Origin of the sequence: Pseudoscardovia suis (assembly GCF_002797875.1) — a bacterium.
GTDB lineage: Bacteria > Actinomycetota > Actinomycetes > Actinomycetales > Bifidobacteriaceae > Pseudoscardovia > Pseudoscardovia suis.
The window spans coordinates 1-12,454 of sequence record NZ_PGFC01000012.1 but is presented as its reverse complement, the minus strand read 5'-3'; the positions used below and the strand labels follow the sequence as shown (position 1 = coordinate 12,454).

Annotated in this window: 9 protein-coding genes; 5 read left to right on the top strand and 4 right to left on the bottom strand. The window is 59.6% G+C overall.

Going from position 1 to position 12,454, the window contains the following annotated elements; all coding sequences use genetic code 11:
• Positions 1-308: 308 nt before the first annotated feature.
• A complete protein-coding gene (locus tag CLV65_RS08510; RefSeq protein WP_094691554.1) occupies positions 309-1,118 on the top strand; it encodes an HNH endonuclease family protein in 810 nt (269 codons plus the stop codon).
• On the opposite strand, the gene CLV65_RS08505 is transcribed toward CLV65_RS08510, so the two are convergent.
• Together CLV65_RS08505 and CLV65_RS08500 are read right to left on the bottom strand one after the other, a co-directional pair.
• Positions 1,033-1,707 (bottom strand): response regulator, encoded by a 675-nt coding sequence (locus tag CLV65_RS08505; protein ID WP_094691553.1) that lies wholly within the window; start codon positions 1,705-1,707, stop codon positions 1,033-1,035. The two genes, CLV65_RS08510 and CLV65_RS08505, sit on opposite strands and share 86 nt — an antisense overlap.
• 93 nt (positions 1,708-1,800) lie before the next feature.
• Positions 1,801-3,555, bottom strand: coding sequence for a sensor histidine kinase (locus CLV65_RS08500; RefSeq protein ID WP_094691551.1), 1,755 nt, complete (start codon positions 3,553-3,555; stop codon positions 1,801-1,803).
• Positions 3,556-3,805: 250 nt separating this feature from the next.
• On the opposite strand from CLV65_RS08500, the gene CLV65_RS08495 reads away from it, so the two are divergent.
• Positions 3,806-4,552, top strand: coding sequence for a DUF5067 domain-containing protein (locus tag CLV65_RS08495; RefSeq protein ID WP_157847278.1), 747 nt, complete (start codon positions 3,806-3,808; stop codon positions 4,550-4,552).
• A 117-nt stretch (positions 4,553-4,669) separates the two neighbouring features.
• Here CLV65_RS08495 and CLV65_RS08490 read toward each other — a convergent pair whose 3' ends face one another.
• Positions 4,670-6,484 (bottom strand): glycoside hydrolase family protein, encoded by a 1,815-nt coding sequence (locus CLV65_RS08490; RefSeq protein ID WP_157847277.1) that lies wholly within the window; start codon positions 6,482-6,484, stop codon positions 4,670-4,672.
• A 254-nt stretch (positions 6,485-6,738) separates the two neighbouring features.
• On the opposite strand from CLV65_RS08490, the gene CLV65_RS08485 reads away from it, so the two are divergent.
• Entirely contained in the window at positions 6,739-8,088 is a 1,350-nt protein-coding gene (locus CLV65_RS08485) for a CPBP family intramembrane glutamic endopeptidase (RefSeq protein WP_157847276.1), read from the top strand.
• Here the strand turns inward: CLV65_RS08485 and CLV65_RS08480 are convergent.
• Positions 7,978-9,444, bottom strand: coding sequence for an MDR family MFS transporter (locus tag CLV65_RS08480; RefSeq protein ID WP_244569170.1), 1,467 nt, complete (start codon positions 9,442-9,444; stop codon positions 7,978-7,980). The genes CLV65_RS08485 and CLV65_RS08480 overlap by 111 nt on opposite strands.
• Positions 9,445-9,885: 441 nt before the next feature.
• Between CLV65_RS08480 and CLV65_RS08475 the strand changes: the two genes are divergently transcribed.
• Both CLV65_RS08475 and CLV65_RS08470 read left to right on the top strand, forming a co-directional pair.
• Positions 9,886-11,064 (top strand): sensor histidine kinase, encoded by a 1,179-nt coding sequence (locus tag CLV65_RS08475; RefSeq protein WP_094691547.1) that lies wholly within the window; start codon positions 9,886-9,888, stop codon positions 11,062-11,064.
• A 255-nt stretch (positions 11,065-11,319) separates the two neighbouring features.
• On the top strand, positions 11,320-12,030 hold the full coding sequence (locus CLV65_RS08470) for a response regulator transcription factor (protein ID WP_094691546.1): 711 nt from the start codon (positions 11,320-11,322) through the stop codon (positions 12,028-12,030).
• Positions 12,031-12,454: the final 424 nt, after the last annotated feature.

Genomic DNA, 12,454 nt, shown 5'->3' with positions numbered 1-12,454 from the left:
ACATGTCCCGGCTCGATGACAATCTGCAGGAAGCGAACTGATCATCGCGCCATGGACGGGCATGATCCAAAGTGCGCAACCTTTCGGGCACTACCGTAGAACCGGGCTGTGCGGATGGACTGAGGGACCGCAATCGGTGGAGGACACGCCGACGCGTGAGGAGATAAGCCGAAAATGCAGAACACCCCTGAACCTCAGGTAGCATGGCAATGGGAACGTGATGCGGGAAAGAGCATCACATGAAAAACGATTCATTGAATGGTATCAAGCGTTCGAATGCCGTCCGGCGCACTGCCATTGCGTTTGAGATGCAGCGGCATCACGGCGCGGTGCGGCGCTTCGCTGTGCTTGTTGCGGCAAGCGCGGCGTTGGGAGTAGTGATCGGCTTTGTGCTGCCGCACGTGAGTCAGCCAGTGCTTGTCTTGACCGGCGGCACGGCGTCCGTGGGGCAAGCCGCACGTTGGCTCAGGGCTTTACCGGTGGCGCAACCGAATTCGGCTTCGGGCTATGATCGGGATTCCTTTGCCTTCCGCTCCACGGATGATGATAGCAATGGGTGCGATGTGCGCGACGATGTGCTTGCCCGTGACCTGCATGATGTCGCATTTGCCGCAGATGGTTGCACGGTGATCAGCGGCACCTTGGACGACCCTTATACAGGTTCCGTCATCCGATTCCACCGGGGCACGACCACGAGTGCAGCCGTGCAAATCGATCATGTGGTGGCATTGCGCAATGCATGGATATCCGGCGCCGATCAATGGGATTCGGCCCGCCGAATAGCGTATGCGAATGCCCCTGCGAACCTGCTTGCTGTGCAGGGTGAGGCGAACCAAGAGAAAAGCGACGCGTCCGCCGACCATTGGCTTCCGCCGTCGCGCGACTTCCAATGCCCGTATGTGGCTTTGCAGGTCTCCATCAAATACACGTGGCATCTGAGCGTCACGCACAGTGAAAAAGAGGCGATGGGACGCGTGCTTGCACAATGTCCTGGTGCGGAAGCACCCGATCTGGGCGGAGCGCAAGGCGTGTCTACAGTCCTGCTCGTTCCACCAGCCGTGCAAGCATCACCCTGTTCATGCACAGTTTGTCGCATGCGGCGGTTAGATGAGCCTTGACCGTGCGTTCGCTGATGCACATGCGCAGGGCGATCTCCTGGTTGCTCAGGCCTTGAGCGGCATACACCACGGTTTCGCGCTCACGTTGCGGCAGGGTGTAGAGAAGGCGCCGGGCTTCGTCTTGACGGGTGGAGAGCCTGATTTCGCGCATGTCCTCAAGCAGCTGCTGGTTGCTGGAAGTGCTGAATTGAGGATGCCCAGCATTGGCTTCGGTTATGTAGCCGACCATGGCGTTGATGTCATCCGCTTTCGAGATGAAACCTTCCGCGCCTTCCTCAATCGCGCGCTCCACATTGTTGCGTGGATTGACCGAGGTAAGGATGAGCACGTGGACGCCGGGCTCAGTTGACTTGATGCCCCGCGTAGCGCTAATGCCATCCATAACCGGCATGTCAAGATCAAGAAGCGCTACATCCGGATGAATGTCACGGGCGGCCTCCACCGCTTCCTGCCCGTTGTGGCATGTGGCGACGACGTTGATGAGACCATGGGATCCCTGGGTCAGTAGCAGGGTGAGGCTTTGGCAGACCATCGGGTCGTCGTCGGCGATAAGAAGCCGGATGGTTGAGGAATCAGTCACGTTTCCCATGATAACGAGCATAAGACAGCCGAGAGTTAAGGAAGCTGACTGTCGGGAGCCGTGTATAGGGATTTCGAGCGGGTATCGCCTGCTTCCAGAAGCCTAGAATCCAGGATTTCGAGGCTTCTCGGAGTGGGCGAGCAGTGGTGTGAGCGGCAGCGTGGCATCGAGATGGAAGATCGCGCGCCAATCGACGGACCATGTGATGGTTCCGCCGACGTTATCAACGCGTTGCTTGAGCCCAGGCAGGCCGTTGCCGCCAGATGCCCCATCTGGCTTCGGCTGCTGAGTGCTCTGAGGATGAGAGCCTTCCTGCTGAGTGCTCTGGTGCAGTATGTTTGATGGTCCGGGCGTGATATGCTGCTCATCCTGCTGCGGCAGGCACGGATTCGAAAAATGAATCACGATGCCTTGGGCGCGGTTGCATGAGACGGCCAGACTCACTCTTTGACCGGGCGCATGGCGTTGTGCATTGGTGAGCCCTTCTTGGACGATTCGGTAGGCAAGTTTGCCGATGGCGGGATCCACCGCGGTCACATCGCGCACATCAATCCACGAATCCAACGGCATCCCGGAGCTGCGAGCATCGTCCACCAACGAATTGAGCGATTCATAGGTCAGTGATGTGTCGGAGCCGGGGCCGAGCAGATCAGCATGTGACTGCGGATCGCGCAGCATGGAGATGATGCCATGCACTTCGTCGAGCGCGCCGGCGGCCTGGCGGCGGAGGTTCTCGGCGGCAATGCCGATGGAGGCGGCCAACTCGCGGGGATCGTCACTATCGGGTTCCGGTGTGTGCGCGTCGTGGACAGCAGAAACGCTGTCGCTGTCGAAGGTACCCGCGGTGGGCTCCGCGTGGCGCGTGGCGCTTTCACCTTCGGCTCCGGCGAGAGATTGTTGCAAGGCATCAGTCTGCATTTTGAGCATGTTGGCGTTCAAAGCTATCAGAGACAGGCTATGGGCAAGGGTGTCATGGGCTTCTGCCGCCACTGCATCGGCGAACTGCTGTCCGTTCAACGCGGTTTGCAGACGTTCGCTTTTGGAACGTTGCATTGCGCTCTCTCTTGCGGAGGCCCGCGCCAGCGCACGATGGCGTTCATTGCTTCCCACCAGGTACGCGACGGCAATCCACAATGCACAGAAAACCATGTTCGCGAGCAGCGCCATGGAAGTGCTGGTTGTGGCGGTGTTTGCAATGGTGGCGCCCACGTCGTCGCCGGCTGTTCCCGTTGCGCTGGAGACAGAGTCAGCAAGAATGTATCTGACGAACGACGCTTTGCCGGGCAGTAATGCGTCGCGCACTGACGTGATAATGAGGGAAGCGACGGCACCCGCTTCGATGCTCTTCACTCTTTTCGACGGGAGGCGCCGTGCAATGAGGCTCGCAAGCGCAGCCACAGCGAGAAGGGGGCCGATTGGCAGCACCGCGGTAACAACAGACGCCTTTATGCAGGTGCGATCGGGGTCGTCATTGCGACGAAGGAGCACAAGTGGTGAAAAGGTGCCGGTAAGAATCACAGCCAGTATTATCAGCGATTCCAATCCGTTCGCCTGGTTGCCTGTGATATTGCCGGCCAGAGAGGTTTGGCACAGAGCGGTTATCATACAGACGGCGATGATCGCCACCGTGACCGCAGTGCCGGTGGTGAATCCCGTCGCCCCGTCCGGCTCTTCGCCATCATCAATCCAGTCGGTGCGCGGTTTCATGCCCGATCCGGTGCTTGTAGGGGTGCCGAAGTCTTGGGCATTGGGGGCGGATGTCCCCATGTGGCCCGGATTCGGTTCCGCTGCTGGCACATCGGACGATCCCGAGATATTCGGAACCTGCGATGGCGGCGCTCCCCAGTTCCCGTTCATGCGATTCCACATCATATGGTTCACGATACGCGGCGCTCGCAGCGAGTGCCATTGCCCTTTCGTGCATCGAAGGATGGCATGTCGGACACTGTCGGTGGCGTGAACAGTTCCGTAGTGTGGCAATCGTCATATCGGATGCCATGTCAGCGTCATATTGATGCGCCAATCGCGCGGCAGCGTGCATGTGCGGCAGTGTGCATGGCAGACGTGGCATGAGAGAACCTCGAGACACAGAACACGGGAGGATACCATGACCAGCAATCAACCGACGCCGGGAACCGGGTGGACGCCTGCGGATGCGAATGCTCCGTACGGTGGCGGCAGCGCCCCGACGCAGCCATACGGCATGCCGCAGAATGGTGCGCCATACCAGCAGGGACAGTTTACGCAGCCTGTGGGCGGTGCGCCGCAGCCGTCGCCTCAACCTCAGCCTGAACCCCAGCCCAAGAAGCCGTGGTACAAGAAGTGGTGGGTGTGGCTCATCGTCGCCATCGTCATCATCTGCATCATTTCGGGCAGCAAAGCAGGGAACAAGGATTCCGCGCAGCCCGCGTCATCTAGCGCAGCCTCGTCGCAGTCCACGTCCTCCGCCACGGCAAGCGCCTCATCGGCATCCGGCACCATGGACACGGAAGGTGATGTGGGTAACTACCATGTCAAGCTTGTGTCGGCGGTCAAGAGCAGTGCGGATTACCAAGGGAAAGACACGATTATCGTCACATATGAGTGGACGAACAATTCCGATTCCGCGACATCCTTCGCCGCTGCGGTCAACCCCAAGGTCTTCCAGAATGGTGTGAGCCTGAACATCGCCGTCTACACCGAGTCTCCGCAAGGTTATGACCCCACGTCGGAGCTCAACCAGGTGCAGCCGGGTGCCACGCAGGATGTGACGCTGGCTTACACGCTTACGGATTCGTCGGATGTGACAGTGGAGGTCGACGACCTGCTCGGCGTCGGCGCCAGCAAGGTGACCCACACCTACACGCTGTCCTGATACGCTGTCTTGATACAAAGGCCGGTTGCCTGGTGCATAGGGGAATGCTCCGGGCAACCGGCCTTCGATATGCGGCGACGATTATTGTGCGCCGGTCATAGTCATATGGTGCGCCGGTTACAGCCTCAGCTCGCGAACCGTCAGGTGTCCGCCGGAAGGCACGACGACTTCGCCATCAGCCCGGTCGTCGCCAAACAGCAGCGTCGCTGCATTGCCGTTCGCAAACACTTCCACGATGCCATGGTCATAGAACACTTCGATGGTGTGCGCGTCAGGCACATCCAGGTCGAAGTCGATGCCGTCGGTCGGAGCGCCGTGGGTGCTGATGCGCACAGTGCGGTCGGTACGCGTGAGGATCATCGCACGGTCGCCCTCCCGTGCGATCGTCATGCGCACATTGCCCTCCAAGTCAGTGAGCTTCGCATACCACGCATTGCCGGCAACGGTGATGTCACCGGGCTCCTCGCTGCATTCGCCATCAGCAAGCGTATCTCCCAGCGCAAGGTCATAGACTTCCTTGACCGGCGCCACCACAAGGCGCCCATCGCGCATATGGAGCTCGCGCGGCAGCGTCAGTGCACCATTGACACCATTGGGTGTCTCGGTGCGAATGCCATGCCAATCGGGAATCCAGCCGATCTGGATGCGCCGTTCGCTGCCCGCTTTGCGTTCCAGGAATGTCTGGGACGCATACCATGCCGAACCGTAGTCGCAGTAACCCTTGTGCTCGGGGTGCACGAGCCCGTGGTCGTCAAAACGCCCTGCGTACCAGCCCACCGGCTCGTAACGGCCTTGCGGATCCGTGTAAAACATGAGGGAACCACACGCCACATCCACACCGTCAAGGGTGAAATAATCCGGGCATTCCAACGATGCAGTGCCCGGATGCGAGGAATCCAGCAGACCCGGGCCGCAGTAGCGCCAATCATCGCCGGTCACGCACGGCCCATCGGTGCGGAACAGCGCAATCGCCGCAGCAGGAGGGGCTGTGGGGCCGTCGACGGGAAGGTTCGTCGCCACCGCCAGCGTGTTGTATCGCACGGCATCATCGGCATCAAGCACCGCCTCGACTTTTGAATCGCGGAAGTTGATGGAGAATCCATCCACGGAATCGCCATCATGACGGCTTACGATGCATCGTTCCGGACCGAAGGTCACGCCGTCATGGCTGATGGCACGCACCTGCCACTCGTCGCGCACGCTTTCGGTGCCGTCCTTGCGGGTGATGTCGCGGGTGAAGAACGCCACGAGGGCGCTCGCCTCATCGCCGGGGCAGGGCACTCCCTGCTCATCCACGGGAATGGCCGAACCTGAGAAAGCGCCGCCGGTCACCTGCCGGTCCTGATACAACCGCGGCTGCGGGTCAAAGGCAATGGGCAGGTCTGTCCAATGCATGAGATCGCGGCTTACGGCATGGCCCCAATGCATCTGGTCCCACTGCCAGCCGAAGGGATTGTATTGATAAAACGCGTGATAGCGTCCCTGGAAGTAACACAGGCCGTTGGGGTCGTTCATCCAACGCGCCACGGGCTGGAAATGCACAGATGCGCGGCCCGATGTCATCGGATCGTCCGCAGTGGGGACCGGCCATACCCAGCGCACGCCTGCGTCGAGAATGTCATCGCGACCAGAAAGATACGCTACGCCGATGCGTGCGTTGTGTGCAAGCAACGCATAGCACGCCGCGTCCTGTTGCCCGCTGGCCGCGGGTAGCGGAATTGTCAGATGGGCGCGCCACTGGCCCTCCGGGAAATCAGCGGTGGCAATGGGAGCCGGTGCGTCGATCGGTTCGCTGGCGCCTGTGGTGTTGCCGGCGTCTGCAGTGTCATCGGCGGCGATGAGAGCGATGGACGCTGGCGCATCATCGTCGATGCGCTCTGCGTACACTTCCACGTCGCCATAGCCTTGAGGATTAAAGCTAGGTGTTGTCATGCCTCCATTGTCCCACTGTGTTCGTTCGACACAGCCGAGGCATGTGAAAAATCCGTGGAAATTGAGCGTGGATCGCGTCTGTCGCCGTGCTTGTCTCTGAGCCTGTTGCCGCATCGGTCTGTGCAGGTGCCGTAGGATTGTTGCAAGACGGGCAGGGTGCTGCCATGGGCATACGGCGTCATGAGCATTCGTCGCCATGAGCAGCCGCTGCCATGGCATCCTGCCGAACGCGTCCATGCCTGCAAGGGAGGCACATGAATCGCATGAGTACGGTAAGCACCACAAAGCGCGAAACGTCATCTGATGCATCATCGCGCTTGCGGCGCGCCCATCCCGCTGTTTGGAGCATCGCGGTGCCTGTGGGCGCGCTCGCTGTGTGGGAAGTCATCAGCGTCGTGCTCGTGGTGGCATTGCCGGATGCCGGTGATGGGGTGCTGTCCATCGCCGCTGACCTGCTTATCGCGCCTGCACTTGTGTGGTTCTACCTGCACACCCGTGGCGCGACCACTCCTGCGAAAACCCGTTGGACATGGCTGTTGGTGGTCGGGCTGTGCATGTTGATGCTCGTGGAGTATTTCTCGGCGCAATCCTTGTATGCCGGCCTATCCGCATTGGCGCCTGCGGATGCCCAAGGGAACTATCAGGAGCAGATGTTCGACCAGGACGAGGTGAGCTTCTACATCCTTGCCGTCGCCGTTGCACCGCCTGTGGAAGAGCTTTTGTACCGTGGGGTCTTGTATGGCCGCATGCGCAGCATCAACGTATGGTTGGCAAACGTCGTGCAGATCGTGTTGTTTACCATTGCGCACCCAGTGATCACATTCGTGCCAGTGATTGCGATGTTTGCATTCTTCCAAGCCCTGATTTTCGAGATGACCGGCCGCCTGTGGGTGTGCATGGTTGCGCATGCGCTGGCCAACTCTGGGTTGTTGCTGCTGTTGTATTCAGCAGTGGGGCTGGGAATCGACACCATTGCGTTGAGTGTCTCGATTCCCCTATATCTCATCGTGTGGGCGTTGCTGGTGTGGATATATTGCCGTGTGCGCAATTCCAAGGCTCCGGTCGAGGAAACACACAAGCGCGAGTTTGATGAACAGACGAGGCAGCAGCGCTGGGATCGTACGCGTGCAAAGCTTGCAGCTGCGCATGTGCACGTGACGGCGGATGGAAAAACCCTTGTTGCGGCGCCGTTCTTTTGCGGCGGATACCCTGCTCTCCACCGCGGATACCCTGCTTACCGTGGGTACCCCGCGCCTCCTGTCTATTCGCCATATCCGGGGGCTGGGTATGGCGGGAGCGCATACCCGCAGTATCGCCAGCCCTTTCCGCAGGCGCCGTACCCGGGCAAGTCACTGCCGCAGGCGCCGTACCCGACCCAGCCGTATCCGGTCCAGCTGCGCTCAGCCCAGCCATACTCTGTCCAGCCATACTCTGTCCAGCCATACCAGGATCGTGCCCGCTTCATGCCGCCGGCACAGGCAGCGCCCGGCGCTTCAGCGGCTCCGAACGCTCCGGCTGCTGCGGATTCCGGCGATAACGACCACTACCATGCAGGCGCTGATCAGCGTGGAAATGATCAGAGTCCAGTGAATGCCGAACATTGAGCCGAGCGTAGCGGCGCTCGCGGCATCCATCGATTGTTGCAGCGCATGGGTGCGCGTGCGGCTCAGCGTCTCCATCGTCACCACAAGCACAGGCGCGCCGATGGCTCCGGCTATCTGACGGCATGTGTTCGTCACTGCCGATCCCGCGGATACCTCCGATGGATCAAGGCAGTTGAGCGACCACGTCGTCACCGGCATCAAGGTGCATCCCATGCCCAGCATGCGGGTGAATTGGTAGATTGACACAAGCCAGATCCACGAATGCAAGGTGAGTGTCGCCATGCCGAAGGTGCCAAGCAGCAGCAGGGTGGATCCGCAGATCGCCACGGGGCGTGCGCCGTAACGGTCGAGCAGACGTCCGCCGCAGAATTGCGCAATGCACATGCCAATGGCGCCGGGAAGCCAGATGACGCCGTTCATTGTCGCGGAATACCCTCGCAAATCCTGAATGTAGATCGGCATGAACACGATGATGGAGCTGAAGGCAAAGAAAGACAATGAAGCGACGATCGTGCCGGTGCGAAAGTTGCGATTGGCAAGCACTCGCAGATTGAGCAGCGGTGCATCGTGGCGCAGCTGCCGAGCAACAAACCACACGATGCCCACCAGGCCCACGAGCATGGGAGCCCAGCATACAGGCGCAGTGAGCGGGTAGCTTTCGATATTCGTGAAGCCATAGAGCAAGCCGCCGAAGCCGATGATCGAAAGACCCACCGAGAAGAAGTCCGCCTGCTGGCTTGTATCGGCGTCGTTGAAATTACGCAGCCACAGCACCACGGCAATCAAGCACAGAATCCCCAGCACGAAAAGCAAAAGGAACACGGACCTCCAGCCGAAATGGTCCGTCTGCCAGCCGCCAAGCACAGGCCCCACCGCAGGCGCCACGCTGAGCGCCATGCCCAGAGTGCCCATCGCGAAACCGCGTCGATTTAGGGGGAAAATTGCGAAAATCGTAATTTGCAGCACGGGCCACATGATTCCCGAACCCACTGCTTCGAGGATGCGTCCGGAAAGCACCAGAGGGAACGTGGGGGCGAGCCAGGCGAGTGCGGATCCCAGCGTGAACACCACCATCGACGAAATCACAATCTGCCGGGTGCTGAATCGCTTCGTCAGGAACGCCGTCAGCGGCACCATGATGCCCATGACGAGCTGAAACACGGACGTCATCCACTGACCCACGGTGGTGGGAATGCCGAAATCCGCCACGATTTGCGGCAGTGCGCTGGAAAGCTGCAGCTGAGTGAAGTTCCCCATGAACGTGATCAGCCCGAGCAGTGCGATGGATACGAACGCCGGATGCGTCAGATGGCCGTTGCGATACGATTCCTCTCGCGTCAGGCTCGTGGTGTTCATAGGTCTCCTTTTCATGCATCGTCTTCTGCGTTTGCGTTGGCATCGTCCTGCGCAGGGGAATGCGCGCTATGCAGGGGAATGCGCGTTCTGATGCCGGAATACGTGTGCCGTGTTGCTTCGAATTTCGAACCATCAGGTTTCCGCCATGCGCTGTCTCAGCGTTGCTTCATCGTGCAGCCGATGGACGGCGAATTGATATGAGGTGGTTGGAATTCGACAAGGAATATCGCCACGCTACGCCCGTGCGTCGACCCTAGTTGAACGGCAGGCGAATTTTCGCTGAAGACTTAATGTAGAAGTCGCTTCCGGCAATCGCTGCAGGGGCCGTGCGTTCTACACTGGTCGGTATTGCCGGGCGGCAGTGTGTTGCGGCGAAGGAGTGACACTGCGCGCAAGGTTCCGACGCAATGTCCAGTAACCGAGAAAGCAGGATTCTTACCGATGGCAGCTCAATTGTCGATTGTGGTGATCATGGCGATTATCGCTGTCGTTGTCGTCGGCATGGCTAGTTACAGCATCGGATTGCGCGACGGGGAAGCGGACAGACACTCGGGAATCGGCAAAATCAGCGACATGGAGTTGCTGTTCATGCAAGATAGCGAACGCAACGTGGCGGTTTACACTCTCTTGGAATCCTTGCCAGCCCCAGTGGTCGTATGCGATGCATACGGAGCCACATTGTTTACCAGCAGGCATCTCGACAGCACCATTTGGGAAGACGGGCGGTTGGTCGATCCCGAAATCTTGGGCATGCTCAGTGTCGTGTCCGATTCCGGCACATCCCGCACGCGCCGCATGTCACCCGACGACGGAGACACATGGTATGCCGTGACCGTGGCATCGGTGGGAGACGGCTTGTTCAGCGTCACCTTCCTGGATGTCACCGATCAAGTGACGTTCGAACGCACACGGCGGGATTTCGTGACGAACGTATCCCATGAGCTCAAAACCCCGGCAGGCGCCATCAGCCTGATGGCGGAAACCATCACGGATTGCGCTGATGACCCGGAGGCGGTCAAGCATTTCTCCGAACGCATTTCGCAAGAATCCGCACGCATGAGCGAACTGATTGCAAAACTCATAGAACTGCAGAAAACGCAGGTTATCGTGCCGGATGGTTCACTGAAACCCATCGTCGTGAGCGACGTGGTCACATCCGCAGCGGATGAGCTTGAAGCGCAGATTGCCAACAAATCCATCACGCTGTCGCTAAACCTCGACCCGCATGTGACCGCCCGCATCCAGGCGGACGCGCTGCGCAGCGCCGTGAAGAACCTCATCGAAAACGCTGTGCGCTACTCCAACACCAGGGGGCGCGTGGGCGTAACAGTCGATTGCGACGACGGTGGCGCTCGCATCCGAGTCGTTGACAACGGCATCGGCATCCCCATCGCTGATCAAAAACGCATTTTCGAGCGCTTCTATAGGGTCGATCGCGGTCGTTCGCGTGATACCGGAGGCACCGGCGTCGGGCTGGCGATTGTGAAAAACGTGGTCGAGGAGGCAGGCGGCACGGTAAGCGTGTGGTCCCGTCCATCCGAGGGCGCGACCTTCACGATTCAGCTCCCGCCGGTCATTAGCGATTCCGAGGCTGTCGAGGCTGCCGCTGAGGCGCGTTGAGATACGTTGAGCGACGGGCGGTTGCTCGAAGCGCCTGGAGGCTGACATGCAAGGCCTGCGGTGTGTGTCGCCGAATGCGGAATCAGCACGCTGCGTTTACGCTTGACCATGGAAACCGTTGACGGCGCTGCATAGAGCGACCGATTGGACATGCCAACTGGACGCACCAACTGGGCTGCCAATTGGGTTACCGATGAGGCAGGCCGGCCGCGGTTACCAACAGAACGAATAACGAATAGAGGAGCATACGCACTCATGACCAGGATTCTCATCATCGAGGACGAAGCGTCGTATCGAGAAACGTTGGTCTTCCGCCTGACAAAGGATGGCTATGACGTGCAGGCCGCCGAAAGTGGCGAGGAAGGCCTGGCGATGTTCGCCCGCAGTGAGGTTGATCTGGTGCTTCTTGACCTGATGCTGCCCGGGATGGACGGCACGCAGGTGTGTCGCAAAATTCGCGAACATTCCACGGTGCCCATCATCATGCTCACTGCAAAAAGCTCGGAGATCGACAAGGTCGTGGGGCTTGAGATTGGGGCGGATGATTATGTGACGAAGCCATATTCCTATCGGGAATTGCTGGCTCGGATCCGCGCAGTGCTGCGTCGCCGTGAAGTGGATTCCGCGGATGTGCCGATCCGCACCGAGGCGCCGATGGTGTGCGGGCCCATCCAGATGAATGTGTCAGAGCACCAGGTGCTTGTGCATGGTGAGCCGGTGTTCTTCCCGCTCAAGGAATTCGAAGTGCTCGAATGCCTGCTGCGCAACCAAGGCAATGTGGTGACGCGCCACAAGCTCATCGACCGTGTGTGGGGCGCTGACTACGTAGGGGATACCAAGACGTTGGACGTGCACATCAAGCGTGTGCGGGCCAAGGTGGAGGACGATCCCTCGCATCCGCGCTATGTGACGACGGTTCGCGGTCTTGGCTACAAGATCGATGATCCTGACAGGCATGAGGCGTGATCGGCTCAGCAGACGACTGCTTTACGTCGCGACGGCGCTGAACGCAAAGAAGTAGCTAAGCATAAAGACGATGCCTTCGCATGGAATCCCGTGGCATGGGATCCAAGCGAAGGCATCGCTGCATTTCGGCAATGTGCACAAATGGGGGGGAGTGCGTGGGGTGAAGGGGAGTGTGCGGGCGGATTCCGCTTGGCGACACGCGGGTTTTGTGTTTGTTGGGGTGTTTTTTGTGTGTGTGGGTGTGTTTTGTGTGTTGTTTGGGTTGTTGTGTGGGTGGTTTGTGGGTGTGTGCGACACGCCGTGGGTGGTGGCTTGTTTGTTGGGTTTTCGGGGTGTGGGTTTGTGGGTGGTTTGTGTTTTTGCGGGGGGTGGTGTATGTTCTTCTCTTGCTGCTTCGAGGGGCGGCGGCCGGCTGGGTCCGGTC

What these genes read in the sequence shown, in the direction of transcription:
- CLV65_RS08510 (WP_094691554.1), top strand. Translation starts at nt 309, where the DNA reads ATGCAGCGGCATCACGGCGCGGTGCGGCGCTTCGCTGTGCTTGTTGCG.
- CLV65_RS08505 (WP_094691553.1), bottom strand. Translation starts at nt 1,707, where the DNA reads ATGGGAAACGTGACTGATTCCTCAACCATCCGGCTTCTTATCGCCGAC.
- CLV65_RS08500 (WP_094691551.1), bottom strand. Translation starts at nt 3,555, where the DNA reads ATGAACGGGAACTGGGGAGCGCCGCCATCGCAGGTTCCGAATATCTCG.
- CLV65_RS08495 (WP_157847278.1), top strand. Translation starts at nt 3,806, where the DNA reads ATGACCAGCAATCAACCGACGCCGGGAACCGGGTGGACGCCTGCGGAT.
- CLV65_RS08490 (WP_157847277.1), bottom strand. Translation starts at nt 6,484, where the DNA reads ATGACAACACCTAGCTTTAATCCTCAAGGCTATGGCGACGTGGAAGTG.
- CLV65_RS08485 (WP_157847276.1), top strand. Translation starts at nt 6,739, where the DNA reads ATGAATCGCATGAGTACGGTAAGCACCACAAAGCGCGAAACGTCATCT.
- CLV65_RS08480 (WP_244569170.1), bottom strand. Translation starts at nt 9,444, where the DNA reads ATGAACACCACGAGCCTGACGCGAGAGGAATCGTATCGCAACGGCCAT.
- CLV65_RS08475 (WP_094691547.1), top strand. Translation starts at nt 9,886, where the DNA reads ATGGCAGCTCAATTGTCGATTGTGGTGATCATGGCGATTATCGCTGTC.
- CLV65_RS08470 (WP_094691546.1), top strand. Translation starts at nt 11,320, where the DNA reads ATGACCAGGATTCTCATCATCGAGGACGAAGCGTCGTATCGAGAAACG.